The following is a 16,064-nucleotide window of genomic DNA, read 5'->3' on the forward strand; positions in this document are numbered from 1 at the left end:
TTTTCATGCGGAAGGCGAGGCGCTTGGTGAATATGCGAAAGGGCCGGGCCGCATGATGGCGACCCGGCCCCTTCCTGCGTGAGGGCTGGCGGCTTAGAAGCCGAAGGCCACGCCTACCTGTGCGGTGACTTCATCGTCGGCGGTGTTGCCTGCAAGACCTGCACCGATGGCGAAGCTTTCGCTCATGCGGCCGGTGAAGCTGGCTGCGTAGCCCTGCTGGCCGCCATGGGTGGCGAAATTGCCCGACATGACGAACTTCTTGTCCGGCATGGCGATGGCGCTGCCGAGAGCGGTGGCAGCGGCGATGCCGCCCATGGCCGAGCGGTTATAGTCTTCCAGCTGGAAGCCCATTTCCGCAAAGCCCTGCTCCAGCGTGCTGACCCGTCCCGAAATCTGCGCGACGTCGCTGGTGAGCGCCGCGAACTGCTCGTCGGTGACGGCCGCCAGCGCGTTCATCTGGCCCCGCAGGCTGCTGAAGCCATGGCTCACGCTCGCCTGGCTCGCTGCAGCCTGACGGCCGAGCACGCCATTCTCGTCGACCGTGACCGTGTAGACCACGCCCGACTGGGCATCCGTGCTTGCCGCCATGTCGGCGACGACCACCGCATTTCCTGCCGCGCCCAGCATGACCTGGTTGTCGGCTGTCGTCGCAGCGCCCGCGCCGATGGCGGTCGAACCGGCATGCGATGCGACAGCACCCTGGCCAAAGGCAGTGGCACGGTTGGCACTTGCCTGAGCGGCCTGACCGACAGCAGTCGAACCGGCTGCAGATGCCACAGCGCTTTCACCCAGCGCGGTCGACTGGAAACCTGCCGCGTTGGCCGAGTAGCCGAGCGCCACGGCGCGGGCGTTGCCGGCATTTGAGCTACCGCCCATCGCCAGCGCACCGAAGCCCGAGGCATTCGAACCGCGGCCCACGGCAACCGCACGCTGCGCAGTGGCCGAGGCATCGGTGCCGAGCGCCATGGCGTGGAACTCGGTCGCCTCGGCGCGGCTGCCCAGCGCGAAGGCCTGCCCGCCGGTCGCCTGCGTGCCGAAGCCGATTGCGAAGGCGAGGTTGGTCGCGGCATTGGCATCCGAACCCAGCGCCAGTGCGCCAGTGCCGAGCGCCTGTGCGCCCACTCCGTCGTTGCTCAGAATGCTGTCGCCGCCGATGGCGAGGGCATAGTCGCCCGAGGCCACAGCCGTTCCGCCCGACGCGCTGGCATAGGTCTGAAGCTCGGTGGAGTTGGCTGCGATGGCCGCTGCGTTGGTAGCGATGTCGCCCGTGTTGGTCGCAATCAGCGTAGCATTGTCGGCAATCGCGGTGGCGTTCGTCGCGATTGAGGAGGCATTGGTTGCGATTGCACTGGCATTGGAGGTGATTGCCGAAGCATTCGCCTCGATGGCAGTCGTGTTGGCTGCAATGTCCTCACCATAGGCTGCACCCGAAAGTTCGAGCGCTGCGATCGCCTCGGCATTGGTCTGGATGCCGCTGGCATTGGTCGCAATCGCCTCTGCGTTTGACGAAATGGCCGCGGCGTTGGTCTGGATGCCGCTCGCATTGACCGCAATCGCATCCGCATTGGCCGAAATCGCCGATGCGTTGGTGAGCGTGGCTGCGAGCGCCGTGTCTGCAGTCCCCTGCGCCGTAGCCGCATTGGCAAGCGCCATCGTGGCATCGTTCTGTGCGACATCGAGCGCTGCGCTGGTGGCGAAGCCGGCGGTCGCATCGGCGATGGCCAGGTTCATCTGCCCCACAGTAGCGGCGTCGCTGTCTGCCATGCCGTCCGCTACGTTCACGAGACGTCGCTGGTCGCTTTCGTTGCCGAAGCTCACCGTATCGCGCTCGGTTGCCAGCGAGAGGTGGCCGATGGCGACTGCACCGAGCGTCCCTGCTGCGGGATCGGCCAGCGCGACTTGCGCGGTGTTGCCGATGGCGACGGAGTCAGGGCTATCATCCAGCACTTCGGCCTGGAAGCCGAGCGCCACGGAGTTCGCGCTGTTCTGGGCGATGTAGGTCCAGTGACCCACGGCCGTCGATTGCGCAGAATTCTGGTCGATCCAGGCGCCGCCGACACCGACCGATTTTTCCGAATCCACACCGGCGAAGCCGACGGCGACCGAGAATTGGCCGTTCGCGTAGGACGCGTGGCCGAGTGCGGTCGAATAGTTTCCGATAGCAGTGGCGTATCCACCGAAAGCGATGGCGCCCGTAGCCAGCGAGAATTCGCCGGTGCCGAAGTCGTATCCGCCCGCGAAAGCCGCATTGCCGATAGCGATCGTCCCAGTTCCCAGCGCATAGGCATTGTTGCCAAGGACTGTCGCACCGTCGACCCACTGTGTTGTGGTGGTGGGCAGGATGGCGGCGTCGATCGAGGCAAAGCTGCCGTTGCCGAGCGCAGTCGAATAGCCGCCATGGGCCTGCGCGGGCGTGCCGGTGGTGGCGAAAGCGGTCAGGTCGCCGAGGTGGGCAAGCTCTGCATTTGCAACCTAGAGGTCGGCGATCTCGCTTTCCGCGGCACCGACACGCGTATCGAGGACTGCAATCGCCGCGCCGTTGTCACTGATGCCCCCCGCGTTGGTGGCGAGATTGTTCTCGAGCGTACCTACCCGCGTATCGAGTCCGGAAATGTCCGAGGCATTGGTGGCGATATTGCCCGCATTGGTCCCGATACTGGCGAGGTTGCTGTCGATGGCCGCCGTGTTCGCGGAGATATTGGTGGCATTGGTCGCGATGGCGGAAGCGTTGTCGCTGATCCCGGTCTCGGCCGAACCAAGGCGTGTATCGAGGCCCGAAATGGCGGTCACATTGGCCGCGATACCGGTTTCGTTGCTGCCTACGCGAGTATCGAGTGCGGCGATGGCATCGAAATTGTCGCCGATCCCGGTTTCTGCCGAGGTCAGGCGGGTATCGAGGGCACCGATTGCCGTGCCGTTGTTCGAAATGCCGGTCTCGGCCGTCGCCAGGCGCGTGTCCAGGCCGGAAATCGCTGTTCCGTTGTCGGCAATGGCTCCAGCGTTCGTGACAATGTCGCTTTCCGCCGTGCCGAGACGGGTGTCGAGACCAGCGATAGCGGTTACGTTGGTGTCGATGGCGGAAGCGTTGGTGGCGATGTTGCCCTGTGCGGTCGATACCTGCGAATATAGGTCCGAAATGTCGGCCGCGATATTGGTGGCATTCACATTGATGTCGAAAGCGTTGTCGCCAATGCAGGCGCAGCTGAAACCCGTGTCCGATTTCTCGGCGTGGGAGCATTATCATACCGGCCTGACCAAGACTTTCGACCACGGGCCGGTGGACCCGGCGACTGCGCTCGATCATATTGGCCGGGCAATCGAGCTGGACCCCGGTTTCGCGCGCGCATGCAGGGCGGGCGCATGCGAACTGGATGCTGGCGCTCTTGTCGTCGGATGCACGCAGGCAGGAGGTCGGGGCGGCCATGACCGCTGCGGCACAGCAGGCGCTGGCGCTTGATGCGCGCGACCCCTTTGTCCGAACGACGCATGGACGGACGCGCTACCTCCTCGGTGATTTCGCGCAGGCTCAGGTCGATTTCGAAAATGCGATCGAACGGGCTCCGAGCTACGCGCAGGCATTCGCTGCATTGGGGGGTCTCCACGCGCTGGGCGGCGATGTGGGGATCGGCATCGCGCACAACAGGACCGCGCTGGCGCTCAGCCCGCTGGATCCAAACCGGGACTCGGTGTTCGGCGCCCTGATCTGCGCGCATTTGCGCAGTGGCGATTACCAGGCTGCCGCCGATTGGGCGGATCGGGCGAGGAGTCCTAAACGCACTCCGCTACAGGTCTACGGTGCATCGCTTGCGGCCTATTTCCATGCAGGGCGAGACGAAGATGCTGAAGAAATCGCTGCGCGGATCAGGGCGCTCGCCCCGGGCCGGTCTGCCGAGGAAATGGTTTCGACCGTGCCCATCATGACCGAGACCCTGAAGGATATCCTGCGCGAGGGGTTCCGGGCCAAGGGCTTCTGAGCAGTAGGCGCTGGCGGCAAGCCTCTCATCGGCCTCGGGAAGTCTTGACATAATCTTGTTTTGTTCTCATCTCGTTCTCTTTCTGGGGCCGAGGAGAGCGAGTCGATGCAGGCTGATTTCGTTTACGAACCCGTGTTCGATGGGGCGGGCATGCAGCTTTCGGTAAGCGTGCTGGCCGATCGCGACGCGATACGCGATCAGATGCGCTGCGATGCAGAAGCGGCGGGTTTCCGCGTGCTCGAATGCTGCGGTCTCGATGAATTTGGCAGCGGCTCGGGCAGCGCGCTGGGTGACCTCATACTGGTCGACTGCGCCGATGCTGATGCAGGGGCGATGGCCTTGCTGTCGCGGCTGGATATGCGCGCGGGCAAATCGGGTGCGCAGTTGGTGGTGTCGACCACGATGGATGCGCTCGATGCCGTGTTCGGCTGCTTTGCCATGTCGGGGGCGCAGATATTGGTGGAGCCGGGGCGGGCGGACCGCATAATCGCCATTGGGCGCGTGCTGGCGCATGTGCCCAACCTGCGCCTGCGCGAACTGGCAGAGGAAGACCGGCTGATGTTGCTGCGATTGACCGAGCAGGTCGGTTCGATTGCGCAGCGGCTGGAGGGATTGTCGTCGCAGGTCGATGCGGGACAGCGTGAAGGGGGCGGGGCCTTCAGGCTCGAATCCCCGGCGCAAGGCTGGCACGCGCAGGGCGATGAATATGTCGTCGACAACAGCAAGGCCGCTCCGCGCCTCCCTGACGGTGCGCTTATTCGCAAGCTCATCCGCCAGCGGCAAGCGCGCTCGCAATTCTTCGATGCCGAACTGTTTGCCGACCCTGCGTGGGATATCCTGCTCGACCTCGCGGCAGCACGGGCAGAGCGGCGGCAGGTTTGCGTGACCTCGCTTTGTATCGCTGCTGGTGTGCCTGCAACGACTGCGCTGAGGTGGATTGCGCAAATGGTCGATGCCGATCTGCTGGTCCGCATTCCCGACCCGCATGACCGTCGCAGGGCGCATATTGCGCTCGCCGATGCTACTGCCGATGCGATGGCGCGCTATTTCGCAGCTATCGGAATTGGCGAGGCATGCGAACTGGCTGCAGCCTAGCGGTCTAGGCGCAGGATGACCGTCAGCCCTTCCGCTGGCGGTTCGCCAGGAAGTTCTATCCGGCGGGCATCGGCACGAGCGCGAACGAGGATGGCTTCGGGAATGTCCGGGTCATGCTGGACGGTGTCTGCCATCCCGAGCAGGCGTGCCTGCCTGAGTGTCAGGTCGTCGGGGTCGTCGCTGGTGAGCTTGAATTCTTCGGTTGACCCCGCGAGTTTGTCGCTTCCACCTTGCAGCCAGTTGTCGACGTGCTCGTGTGAATCGACCTTGAGGACATCCAACGGTCCGCCCTCGGCCAGCGCCTTGTCGAGCGCTCGCCGCCGCGCTGCCCCATCGGGAAACCGCGTGCGCATTGCCTCGCGCGATGCTGATAGCCTGTCTGCCAATCGCCCGATAGTTTCCGGAATGAGCGCTTCGAGCCGCAGCCGCAGGTGCTTGGCGAGGCCCGCGGAAGCGCCGCCGGTGCTTACCGCCACCAGCACTGGCTCGCGGTCGAGAATGCTCGGCAGGGTGAAATCGCACAAATCCGGACGGTCGGCGACGTTCACCAGCAGGCCAAGCCGCTTCAAACGCAAGGCCGCTGCCTCTGCCTTGCGTCCGTTCTCCAAGGCCACGAAACCCAGCTGTGCGTGATGCGCCTCGGTCTCGGCGCAAGGTATCCCGCCCGCGCGTGTCACCAACCGCGCCTTGGCCTCGGCCATATCGCCATCGCCCACCACGACCACGCGCTCGCCAGCGATGCGGTGGAAAAGCGGGAGCGAATGCATCAGCCTTCGAGCCAGTCAGGCACGCGCTCGGCATCCATGATGGCGCTGGCAGCAATGCGGTCTGCGACGATGGCGAATTTGTCGCCGTCGACGAGGACTTCTGCCACGAAGCCGCGCGAGTTGTAGCTCGATGCCATGGTCGCGCCGTAGGCCCCGGCCGTGCGGAAGACGGCGAGGTCGCCGGCGGCCAGCGCATCGCATTCGCGGTCCATCGCGAAGGTGTCGCCGGTCTCGCAAATCGGGCCGACGATATGTTGGACGGCCTTCTGGCCGGTCGGCTCGACCGCCTCGAAATCATGCCAGGCGCCATACATGGCGGGGCGGGTGAGGTCGTTCATAGCCGCATCGACCACGAGGAAAGGCGGACCATTGCCGCTGCGTTTGGAACGGATGACGCGGGTCAGCAGGACGCCGGCATTGCCTGCAATCACGCGGCCCGGCTCGAACATCAGCTGGACGTCCCAGCCTTGCGTGACGCGTGCGACCATCGCACCATATTCGGAAGGCGGCGGGAATTCCTCGCCAGCCTTGTAGGGTACGCCGAGACCGCCGCCGAGGTCGGCGTGGGTCACGCTGCACCCGGCCTCGCGCAATTCGGCAATCAGCGCGCCGACCTTTCCGAAGGCAGTTTCAAGCGGTTCCAGGTCGCCCAGCTGGCTTCCGATATGCACCGCGATGCCGCGCATATCGAGGCCCTCTTCCTTGGCCAGCGCGGCATAGATTTCCGCTGCCCGGTCGAGCGGAACGCCGAACTTGTTCTCACGCTTGCCAGTGGAGATTTTCTCATGCGTGCGGGCATCGACATCGGGGTTCACGCGCAGCGCGCAGGCCGCGCGCTTGCCGAAGCGGCGGGCGATGGCAGCGAGCTCGTACCCCTCTTCCTCGCTCTCGATATTGAACTGGCCGATGCCTTCTTCGAGGCCCTGCTGCAGCTCCGCATGGGTCTTGCCGACGCCGGAAAAAACGATGTCTTCGGCCTTCATCCCTGCCTTCAGTGCGCGGGTCAGCTCGCCTCCCGAGACGACATCCGCGCCATACCCCTCGTTCGCCAGCACGCGCAGCACGGCGAGGTTGGGATTGGATTTGACAGCAAAGGCGATGTGCGGGTTTTTCAGCCCCGACAGCGCTTCGCGGAACACCCGCGCATGGCGCACCAGCGTGGCGCGCGAATAGACATAAACCGGCGTGCCGACTTCCTCGGCAATGGTCGGCAGCGGGACATCCTCTGCATGGAGGACGCCGTCACGTAGCTGGAAATGGTCCATGCTGCGCCCCATGCCGTTCGCAGGGGGCCAAGTCGAGACAGCTTAGGTTCTCAAACGAAAAACTGGCCTTGGTCAGGCGCCGTCCGGACCGTCGGCTTCTTCGGGCGGCAGGTCGAAGGGGTCGTCCTCGCGCTCCTCGCTGCGGGTGCGCAGTTCCACCGAGCGGTCGGGCGCGGCCTGCGGGTCGAGTGCGAGCAGGTCCTGCGCATCGGGCTGCACTTCCGCGCCATAGGGCTTGGGCGGCAGGGTCTGGCCTGCAACCGGTGTCAGCGCAGCCTTCTGCCCGCATGCAGCGAGCGCGAGAAACGCAGCGAGAACAAGGGTAGCGCGCATCAATCCTCCATGCCCAGCCGCTGGCGCGCGGCTGCGACCTGCTCCCTTACACGCGCAGGGGCGGTTCCGCCATAGGAGGTGCGCGCGGCCACCGAGGCATCGACCGAAAGCACGTCAAACACGCCTTCGCCGATGCGCTCGTCGATGGAATGGAAATCCTCGATGGTGAGCCCGTCCAGCGCCACGCCCTTCTGGTCGGCCAGCTTCACGGCAGCACCGGTGATGTGATGCGCCTCGCGGAACGGAATATCCGCCTGTCGCACGAGCCAGTCGGCAAGGTCGGTGGCGGTGGCATGGCCCGCCTCGGCCGCCTTGCGCATACGGCCGGTGTCGAAGGTGCTTTTCCCCACCATCCCCTCCATCGCGGCAAGGCACAGGTCGAGCAATCCGGCGGCTTCGAAGACCGGCGGCTTGTCGTCCTGCATGTCCTTCGAATAGGCGAGCGGTAGTCCCTTCATGCTGATGGAAAGCGCGGTCATCGCACCGATGATGCGGCCCGCATGCCCGCGCACCAGTTCGGCCGCATCGGGGTTTTTCTTCTGCGGCATGATCGAGCTGCCGGTGGACAGTGCATCGGGCAGCTTGATGAAGCCGAAGGGCTGGCTGGCCCACAGGATCATCTCTTCGGCAAGGCGCGAGAGGTGGATGGCGCAGGTGCTCGCCGCCTGCAGGTAATCGAGCGCGAAATCGCGGTCGGAGACGGCATCGAGGCTGTTGCGCGTGGGCCGCGAAAACCCGAGCGCTTCGGCCGTCATCTCGCGGTCGAGGTCGAAGCCGGTGCCTGCCAGCGCCGCGCTGCCGAGCGGGCACTCGTCCAGCCGCGCCCGCGCATCGGCGAAACGCGCGCGGTCGCGTTCGAACATTTCGAAGTAGGCGAGGAGGTGATGGCCCAAAGTCACCGGCTGGGCGGTCTGCAGATGGGTGAAGCCGGGCATGACGCTGTCCGCATGCTCGTCGGCGCGCGTCACCAGCGCGCGCATCAGCGCCGCAAGCCCGTCCTCGGCGCGGCTCATCGCGCTGCGCACCCACATGCGGAAGTCGGTCGCCACCTGGTCGTTGCGGCTGCGCGCGGTGTGGAGGCGGCCTGCTGCGGGACCGACGATCTTGGTGAGGCGCGATTCCACGGTCATGTGGATGTCCTCGAGGTCCCAGTCCTCGGGCACGCCGTCGCGCTCGTATTCGGCGGCGACCTGCTGCAGCCCCTCGTCGATAGCCTTCGCGTCGGCTTCGCTCACGATGCCCTGCTTGGCCAGCATGGCGACATGCGCGCGGCTGCCCGCGATATCCTCGCGCCAGAGCGCCTTGTCGAAGGGGATGGAAGCGTTGATTTCGCGCATGATCGCGCTAGGTCCTTCGGCGAACCTGCCGCCCCACATGGCATTGGAGCCCTGATTGTCCCGCTTCTCGCTCACGCTCGTATCCATCCTCGCTCTGGCTGTCGCGGCCTGCGATAGGGATGCGCCGAGTGAGGCGCAAGAAAGCGGTGCTTCGGCAGCGGCAACCGGTGAAATCGACGCGTCGAATGCGGGCGAACTGATGCCCGCGTTGAATGTGAAGGACGCGGAAGGGCGTCAACTGAACCTCGGGGCGTTGCAGGGCGAGCCGGTGCTGCTCAACCTTTGGGCCACATGGTGTGCTCCCTGCGTGAAGGAAATGCCGCTGCTCGACGAGCTCGCTGGCGATTACGAGGGACGTCTCCGCGTGGTGACCGTCAGCCAGGACATGGGCGACCCGGCCAAGGTCACAGCGTTCTTCGAGCAGGGCGGGTTCGCCCATCTCGAACCATGGCTCGACCCGCAGGCCGAGCTTGGCTTCGCACTGGGCGACACCTTGCTGCCCACTACCGTGCTTTACGATGCTAGCGGGCAGGAAGTGTGGCGGGTGCGCGGCGATTTCGACTGGGCGGGCGAGGAAGCGCGTAGCGCGATTGACGCAGGTCTGACCGACTGATGCGCGGCGTGCACCAGATGGTGCACAGCTTTCATCGCGGTTTGCTGCGAAAGCGGGTATAGGGTTCGGCCATGTTCGAGAACGCCGACGCGCTGCTGCTCGCCCGTATCCAGTTCGCCTTCACGGTGAGCTTCCACTTCATTTTTCCAGCCTTCTCCATCGGCCTTGCGAGCTATCTCGCGGTGCTGGAGGCGCTGTGGCTGAAAACCGGCAAGCAGGTTTACCAGGACCTGTTCAAATACTGGCTCAAGATATTTGCCATCGCCTTTGCGATGGGTGTCGTCTCGGGCATCGTGATGAGTTACCAGTTCGGCACCAACTGGGCGGTGTTCTCTGACAAGACGGGCCCCATCCTCGGCCCGCTGATGGCTTACGAGGTGCTGACGGCCTTTTTCCTTGAGGCGGGTTTCTTGGGCGTGATGCTCTTCGGGATGAACCGGGTGGGCAAGGGGCTGCATTTCACTGCGACCTTCATGGTGGCGCTGGGTACGTTCATTTCCGCCTTCTGGATTTTGTCGGTGAACAGCTGGATGCAGACACCGGTCGGCTGGACCGAGGCGGCGAACGGGCAATTGCTTCCTGAAGCGGACTGGTTCGACATCGTCTTCAACCCGAGCTTCCCCTATCGCCTCGTTCACACGGTCATCGCGGCCTATCTGACCACCGCCTTCGTGGTAGGCGGCGTGGGCGCGTGGCACCTGCTGAAGGACCGCACCAACCAGCATGCGCGCAAGATGTTTTCCATGGCGATGTGGATGGCCGCGCTGGTCGCGCCGGTGCAGATTTTCGCAGGCGACATGCACGGGCTCAACACGCTCGAACACCAGCCCGCCAAGGTCATGGCGATGGAGGGGCATTACGAAAGCCACCCCGACGGCGCGCCGCTCTACATTTTCGGCATTCCGAACGACAAGGAACAGCGGCTCGATTACGCAGTGGGCATTCCGAAGCTGTCCAGCCTCATCCTGAAGCATGACCTCGACGCGCCGCTGGCAGGTCTCGACACCATTCCCGATGAGGACCAGCCTCCGGTTTTCCTGCCGTTCTGGGCGTTCCGCGTGATGGTCGGCATCGGCATGCTGATGCTCGGCATCGGTGCGTGGAGCCTGCTCGCGAGGGCGCGCAAGAAGCTTTACGACTGGACCTGGCTGCACAGGGCAGCGGTCGTGATGGGGCCATCGGGCTTCGTCGCGGTCATTGCCGGGTGGATTACCACCGAGGTCGGTCGCCAGCCGTGGACCGTTTACGGCGTGCTCCGCACCGCCGACAGCGCCAGCCCGCTCGATGCGCCCGCGGTGGCGATGTCGCTGATTGCTTTCGTCGTCGTCTATTTCGCGGTGTTCGGCGTCGGCACCTGGTATATCCTGCGACTGATGAAGCAGCCTCCTCACACGGGCGAGAAGGGCGTCAAGCGCACCGAGAAGGGGCCGGTGCGTACCGCCGGTATCACGCCTGGTCCGACGCAGAACCCGGGCCACGACCCCGATGTCCTGCCCGACAGCAAGGAGGAGGCGACCGATGGCAATTGATTTCGACCTCACCGTCATCTGGGCGTTCATCATCGCCTTTGCGGTCTTCGCGTACGTGGTGATGGACGGCTTCGATCTCGGCATCGGCATCCTCTTCCCGACCTTCCAGCCGGGGCAGGAGCGCGACCAGGCGATGAACTCCATCGCGCCTGTATGGGACGGGAACGAGACATGGCTGGTGCTGGGCGGGGGCGGGCTCTTTGCCGCCTTTCCGCTGGCCTACGCGGTTATCCTACCTGCGACCTACCCGCTGGTCATCGCCATGCTGCTGGGCCTCGTCTTTCGGGGCGTGGCTTTCGAATTTCGCTGGCGCGACAAGGCGCATGAGAAGTTCTGGGACATCAGCTTTACCGCCGGGTCCTTCATCGCCGCGATGGCACAGGGGATGATCCTCGGCGCGCTGCTGCAGGGCATCGAGGTGCAGGACCGCGCCTATGCCGGGAGCTGGTGGGACTGGCTCACCCCCTATACGCTGCTGACCGGCGTGGGCACGGTGGCCGGCTATGCGCTGCTCGGCGCGACATGGCTCATCTGGAAGCTGGAAGGCGCATCGCAGGCCCATGCGCGCACACTGGCCAAGAAAGCCTTCCTCGCGACGCTTGCGCTGATGGGCGCGGTGAGCGCTTACAACCTCGCACTCAATCCCGAATATGCCGACCGCTGGCTGACCGCGCCGGAAATCTATCTTACCGCATGGGTGCCGATCGTGACGGGCATTATTGCGCTCTCGCTGCTCGGCGCGCTTAAGAAGGAGCGCAACAGCAAGCCCTTCTGGCTGTCGATTGCGCTGTTCTTCCTCGGCATGGCCGGGCTGGGGGCGACCATCTGGCCCAATGTCATCCCGCCCGATATCACCATCTGGGATGCCGCCGCGCCGGAGAAAAGCCAGGTCTTCATGCTCATTGGCGTCGCCATCACCATGCCGCTCATCCTCGCCTACACCGGCTGGGCCTATTGGGTGTTCCGCGGCAAGGTCGGGACGGAAGGATACCACTGATGGGCTTCGATCCGCTTTCCGGCTCGGACGAGGCGCAGGACAAGCCCCTGTGGCAGCGGCTGGCGTGGATGCTGCTCATCTGGCTCGCCAGCGTGATGGTGCTGGGAGCGGTGGCCTATGGCCTGAGGTTGTGGCTGAAGTGAGGTACCCTTCGCTGTCGCTCGGGAGTTTCGACGCAAAACCATCTCCCGGATGGTTTTGTCTGGTCGAAACTGGTGGGCGATGACGGGCTCGAACCGCCGACCCTCTCGGTGTAAACGAGATGCTGGTCATTTTCTAGAGTATTCCAGAGTGGCCTGAGCTTGCATTAGTTGCCGATTTTCCTAGGTAAATTTTTGCTGGCCGCATCCTCTCGTTGGACCGCGTTGGATTTGGTTGGCTTGCTATTGGCTTGCTAGGATTGATTCGCGTGGCTTCGGGAAAAATCAATAAGACTGCGGTTGATAGGCTCGCGCCTGCCGACAGGGTTCAACTCTTTTGGGACGCCGAACTGAAAGGTTTCGGGGTGAAAGTTACGCCGAAGGGCCGGAAGGTTTATGTGGTCGATTACCGGATGCCGGGCAAGCGTGGCTCAAACCGGTACACGATTGGCCCGCACGGGTCGCCTTGGACGCCCGATACGGCCCGTGCCGAAGCGAAGAAACGACTTTTGGAGATCAGTCAGGGGGTCGATCCAAATGCAGAGAAAAGGCGACGGAGAAGCGAAACCATCGACTACGCCTTTTCAGCATACGCTAAACAGTTTGCGGAGAGATATCTCAAGTCGAATTGGCCCGGATCATACGACCGCGCAGTTTCGACGCTGCGCCGTCACGCAATTCCATATTTTGGGAAGCGCGATATTCGCGATATCAGCAAGGCCGACTGCGCCGCATTCATCGACAGTCTTTGGGAGATGGAGGCTACAGCACGAAAAGCTAGGGAAGTTGTAGGCAAGCTTTTCGGTTGGGCCGAAGATCGCGGCGATATCGAAAGAAGTCCGATGGAGCGTGTACCAGCGCCAAAGCCCGGGATTGGCAGAGAGCGTGTCCTCACCGACCAAGAGCTGGCTAAAGTATGGTCGGCTTGCGAAGCGATGAAATCACATCCCTATGCCCCGCTCGTCCAATTCCTGATCTTTTCGGGTCAGCGGCGCGGGGAAGTCGGCGGAATGCTTTGGGATGAAATTGATTGGGATCGAAAGCTCTGGGAAGTTCCGGCTGGGCGGACCAAATCGAGACGCGGAAACGTCGTTCCACTCACCCAGCCTATGGTCACTCTGCTAGGCAATTTACCGCGACTTGGGCCGCTGGTGTTCAGCATCACCGGCGAGAACGAATTGGGCAATCATAGCAAGCTGAAAGCCCGCCTCGACGGGTTGGTTGAGGAATCCAGTGGGCAGATTTTAGATCATTGGACGCTGCATGACCTCCGCCGTACGGTCGCCACCGGCTTGCAAAGGCTTGGTATTGGTTCCGACATGATCGAGCTGATCCAAGGACGTACGAGAAAGCTTGGGGCGGGTATACGCTACCAGAGGTACGATTATCTCGACGAGAAACGTGAAGCCACGAATCGATGGACCGATCACGTTATAAGCGTCTTTTCGTTGCGACCCTAATTTATCGATTCACGATAATAAATTCTGTATGATTTCCATATGGTTTTCGTATGGAAACTGTACCAAAAAGAATTGCCTTTTCAGTTCATTGGCTTGCACCCGCTTTCCACAAGGCCACTCGCGGCAGCCTGTAGAACAAGATCAACCAAGCGGTAATTTGCTCCCACCACGTCCAACGATGTGAGGCCTGTTCCAACACAGGTAGCCCCGCTCGTATCGAGCAACAATGCAGGAGCAATCAATGTCGATCATACAATTCCCGCCAAACATGCGAACGCCGGAGGCCGCGCGATACCTTGGCGTTTCAGAAAGCCTTTTGGAGAAACTTCGCGTCGCGGGCGACGGACCGCTCTACTCCAAAATAGGGCGTGCTGTGCTTTACCGAAAAGCATCGCTGGACAGCTGGATCGTCGAACAAGAACGCCGTCATACCAGTGGGCCGTCCAAGGCCGCCTAATCGGCTTGCCGCAACCATAAACTTGAGGATCATATCATGGCGAAGAAGCGCAACAAAAAGCGCAAAGTCGATGCGACCGGTCGCAATACGCATGAGAAATTTGTGATGATGGAACACTGGCTGCTTTCATCGCCAGCCTATCGTTTGCTGTCACCACCCGCGCGAGCATTGCTGGTCGAATTTCGGTACAGATTTAATGGCGTGAACAATGGTCAGATATTCATGTCGCAACGCGATGCAGCAAAGGTCTTGGGCATCGCAACACACGCGACTGCAGGCAAGTACATCAAGGAGCTGGTCGCGCGAGGGTTCTTGCAAGTCGTCGTGCCGGGAAGTTTCGATAACAAGCAACCGTTGGCTTCGGTCTATCGACTTACGATGGTCACGAACGCCGATGAGAAAGGACCGCCTACCAAGGAGTTTATGAGCTTGTCACTGACCGATGCAGAGAAATCACGTATCGAAAAAATGAAACCGTCGTGGGCAAAAAGGCGACCAGTCGGTCTAAAAAGCCTGCCCGATGGCATGGTACACGAGTTTGAAAATCAACCCCGCGACGCGCAAATTCGAGGACACAACGGGGCCAATGATTGCTCCACATATAATATACCAGGAGGACAGTCGGAAAGCACTCAGCAATGCACCTCCCGCAGGGCCGCCTAACCAGTGGGAAAGGGCGTGCTAAGGTACCGCCAACCCTACCAATAAACCCTATTATTCCACCGCGAAGCGGTGGCAATGGTCCCGCCGTGCCTTGCTCCACGAGCGAGGCGCGCCGGGTGCCATTGCTGTTGCGATGTTCTTATTCGTTATGAAGCGCTGCGCCTGAGATTGCTATCGGAGATGATCCATCGAACGACCCATTGCGTGGTAGACGATCCCCATTGGGTCAAAACCTATCCGGAAGCAGATGTCGAAATACTCGATGACGTCCAGCCGTCGTTCGCCGGTCTCATAGCGAGATACGAACTGTTGGTGTCTGCCAATACACTCGGCCAATTCGCGTTGTGACCAGCCGCGTGCCTTACGTTCTGACACGAGGTCAGCGATCAACACCCTGTATCTGTCGTCGTGAAAACCTTTGGCCAACCTTGCCACCCGTGTTCGATGCGGGCGGTGTGTCGGTCCTCTTGCGGCTTACACAAAAACCGTGTGAAACGAGCTGCATGATGGAGGGTCGGATGCAGCCAAGAGTAAAAGAAAATCCAGCGTATTCCCTTGGTGCGGAAGCAGAGAACAACCGCAGAGCCAAAACGCTCGAAGAGCTACTGCGACGTACGCTACAATTGAGGAATCAGGCGAGGCTGACGCGCGATCTGGCAATCCTCGGCATTGCCTTCGTGTTTGTTGTGGCGCTGATCCAGTGGCTTGATGGTGGCAATCAGGATTATTCTGCGACGATTATCTTCGGATCACTCGGCGTGGCAGTTTTCTTAATTGGTGGTGAGAAGGCTGCAGCCTTATCGCGGGTCGAAGAGATCGCTCTTCAGGAAGCGAAGCGGGGAGGATTTTCCGTCGCGAGGCAGCAAACTCCGAATTCGTCGCATTATTCCTACCGCGCAGCGCTTGAGATGCCGATCCAGCAGTTTGTTGCTGACCTTGATTATCCTTTGCCGGACCCCGAACCAGATCAACCAGAAGGCTTTGCCTGGTCGCCTCGTGGCGTGACCGCAGCAATCGAATTGCGGAAGAAGCCGGTGGGACAGTTGACCCGCGCGACCTATGAGAATGCTCTAGCACGCCGCATCAACCGACTGGTCGCCAATGAGGATGAGGACCAAGCGCGGTACCTTCTTCGCGAGGTTGAACAGAACGACTGGGCCGTCAATACAAACGACCTGACTTGCGTCGGTGAAGCCCTAGTCGCTGGAAGCGATGTGCTTCACGAAATGATCGCTTTCCCGTTAGGAGGCATTCCACCAACCGATCTTGAGCATGATCCGGACCTCTTCGTCTATCTCCGCGACGACGACACTCTCGAAAGCTTTCTAAATTCGCTCTACGATTTTCGCCGCTAACCGGCTTTCTTTTTCGGCCGCCCCAGAAGTTCAATCACTCCTCGGTCGCGTCAATTTTCCCAACCCGAAACGGCGAAAA

The 16,064-nt window shown here is 62.1% G+C and carries 18 protein-coding genes and 1 pseudogene; 11 read left to right on the forward strand and 8 right to left on the reverse strand.

Going from position 1 to position 16,064, the window contains the following annotated elements:
- Positions 1–93: 93 nt before the first annotated feature.
- The 3 genes and pseudogenes from K3152_RS00095 to K3152_RS00105 form a co-directional block, all read right to left on the reverse strand.
- Complete coding sequence (locus K3152_RS00095; RefSeq protein ID WP_221572086.1) at positions 94–2,082, reverse strand: hypothetical protein; 1,989 nt, start codon at positions 2,080–2,082, stop codon at positions 94–96.
- A gap of 18 nt (positions 2,083–2,100) precedes the next feature.
- Positions 2,101–2,439: pseudogene (locus K3152_RS14365) on the reverse strand (hypothetical protein); the annotation flags it as partial.
- Positions 2,440–2,472: 33 nt separating this feature from the next.
- The gene (locus tag K3152_RS00105; protein ID WP_221572087.1) at positions 2,473–3,165 is read right to left on the reverse strand and encodes a hypothetical protein; all 693 of its coding nucleotides are present in this window, start codon (positions 3,163–3,165) and stop codon (positions 2,473–2,475) included.
- A 25-nt stretch (positions 3,166–3,190) separates the two neighbouring features.
- On the opposite strand from K3152_RS00105, the gene K3152_RS00110 reads away from it, so the two are divergent.
- The 3 genes from K3152_RS00110 to K3152_RS00120 all read left to right on the forward strand — a co-directional run bounded on the left by K3152_RS00110 (position 3,191) and on the right by K3152_RS00120 (position 5,069).
- On the forward strand, positions 3,191–3,457 hold the full coding sequence (locus K3152_RS00110; RefSeq protein ID WP_221572088.1) for a hypothetical protein: 267 nt from the start codon (positions 3,191–3,193) through the stop codon (positions 3,455–3,457).
- A complete protein-coding gene (locus K3152_RS00115; RefSeq protein WP_221572089.1) occupies positions 3,423–3,974 on the forward strand; it encodes a tetratricopeptide repeat protein in 552 nt (183 codons plus the stop codon). The genes K3152_RS00110 and K3152_RS00115 overlap by 35 nt, the downstream gene beginning before the upstream one ends.
- A 105-nt stretch (positions 3,975–4,079) precedes the next feature.
- Positions 4,080–5,069 (forward strand): MarR family winged helix-turn-helix transcriptional regulator, encoded by a 990-nt coding sequence (locus tag K3152_RS00120; RefSeq protein ID WP_221572090.1) that lies wholly within the window; start codon positions 4,080–4,082, stop codon positions 5,067–5,069.
- Here K3152_RS00120 and K3152_RS00125 read toward each other — a convergent pair.
- The 4 genes from K3152_RS00125 to argH all read right to left on the reverse strand — a co-directional run bounded on the left by K3152_RS00125 (position 5,066) and on the right by argH (position 8,810).
- The gene (locus K3152_RS00125) at positions 5,066–5,836 is read right to left on the reverse strand and encodes a precorrin-2 dehydrogenase/sirohydrochlorin ferrochelatase family protein (protein ID WP_221572091.1); all 771 of its coding nucleotides are present in this window, start codon (positions 5,834–5,836) and stop codon (positions 5,066–5,068) included. The genes K3152_RS00120 and K3152_RS00125 overlap by 4 nt on opposite strands.
- Entirely contained in the window at positions 5,836–7,101 is a 1,266-nt protein-coding gene (gene lysA, locus K3152_RS00130; protein WP_221572092.1) for a diaminopimelate decarboxylase, read from the reverse strand. The genes K3152_RS00125 and lysA overlap by 1 nt, the downstream gene beginning before the upstream one ends.
- Before the next feature lie 72 nt (positions 7,102–7,173).
- Complete coding sequence (locus K3152_RS00135) at positions 7,174–7,434, reverse strand: hypothetical protein (RefSeq protein WP_040965566.1); 261 nt, start codon at positions 7,432–7,434, stop codon at positions 7,174–7,176.
- On the reverse strand, positions 7,434–8,810 hold the full coding sequence (gene argH, locus K3152_RS00140; protein ID WP_221573034.1) for an argininosuccinate lyase: 1,377 nt from the start codon (positions 8,808–8,810) through the stop codon (positions 7,434–7,436). Before argH ends, K3152_RS00135 begins: the two co-directional genes overlap by 1 nt.
- 16 nt (positions 8,811–8,826) lie before the next feature.
- Between argH and K3152_RS00145 the strand changes: the two genes are divergently transcribed.
- From K3152_RS00145 to K3152_RS00175, 7 genes are all read left to right on the forward strand, one after another.
- Positions 8,827–9,384, forward strand: a complete 558-nt coding sequence (locus K3152_RS00145) for a TlpA family protein disulfide reductase (RefSeq protein WP_221572093.1) — start codon at positions 8,827–8,829, stop codon at positions 9,382–9,384.
- A gap of 71 nt (positions 9,385–9,455) precedes the next feature.
- The gene (locus K3152_RS00150; RefSeq protein ID WP_221572094.1) at positions 9,456–10,913 is read left to right on the forward strand and encodes a cytochrome ubiquinol oxidase subunit I; all 1,458 of its coding nucleotides are present in this window, start codon (positions 9,456–9,458) and stop codon (positions 10,911–10,913) included.
- Entirely contained in the window at positions 10,903–11,910 is a 1,008-nt protein-coding gene (gene cydB, locus K3152_RS00155; RefSeq protein ID WP_221572095.1) for a cytochrome d ubiquinol oxidase subunit II, read from the forward strand. Before K3152_RS00150 ends, cydB begins: the two co-directional genes overlap by 11 nt.
- The gene (locus tag K3152_RS00160; protein ID WP_221572096.1) at positions 11,910–12,053 is read left to right on the forward strand and encodes a DUF2474 domain-containing protein; all 144 of its coding nucleotides are present in this window, start codon (positions 11,910–11,912) and stop codon (positions 12,051–12,053) included. The genes cydB and K3152_RS00160 overlap by 1 nt, the downstream gene beginning before the upstream one ends.
- A 266-nt stretch (positions 12,054–12,319) precedes the next feature.
- Positions 12,320–13,510 (forward strand): tyrosine-type recombinase/integrase, encoded by a 1,191-nt coding sequence (locus K3152_RS00165; protein WP_221572097.1) that lies wholly within the window; start codon positions 12,320–12,322, stop codon positions 13,508–13,510.
- A 268-nt stretch (positions 13,511–13,778) separates the two neighbouring features.
- Entirely contained in the window at positions 13,779–13,967 is a 189-nt protein-coding gene (locus K3152_RS00170) for a helix-turn-helix transcriptional regulator (RefSeq protein ID WP_247713158.1), read from the forward strand.
- A 36-nt stretch (positions 13,968–14,003) separates the two neighbouring features.
- Positions 14,004–14,630 (forward strand): hypothetical protein, encoded by a 627-nt coding sequence (locus K3152_RS00175; protein ID WP_221572099.1) that lies wholly within the window; start codon positions 14,004–14,006, stop codon positions 14,628–14,630.
- Positions 14,631–14,801: 171 nt separating this feature from the next.
- Here K3152_RS00175 and K3152_RS14225 read toward each other — a convergent pair whose 3' ends face one another.
- Positions 14,802–15,065, reverse strand: coding sequence for a helix-turn-helix domain-containing protein (locus K3152_RS14225; RefSeq protein WP_345719741.1), 264 nt, complete (start codon positions 15,063–15,065; stop codon positions 14,802–14,804).
- Between the two features lie 83 nt (positions 15,066–15,148).
- On the opposite strand from K3152_RS14225, the gene K3152_RS00185 reads away from it, so the two are divergent.
- Positions 15,149–15,985 carry a hypothetical protein gene (locus K3152_RS00185; protein WP_221572101.1) on the forward strand — a complete coding sequence of 279 codons (837 nt, stop codon included), beginning with the start codon at positions 15,149–15,151 and terminating at the stop codon, positions 15,983–15,985.
- Positions 15,986–16,064: the final 79 nt, after the last annotated feature.

The organism is Qipengyuania polymorpha (assembly GCF_019711435.1).
GTDB lineage: Bacteria > Pseudomonadota > Alphaproteobacteria > Sphingomonadales > Sphingomonadaceae > Qipengyuania > Qipengyuania polymorpha.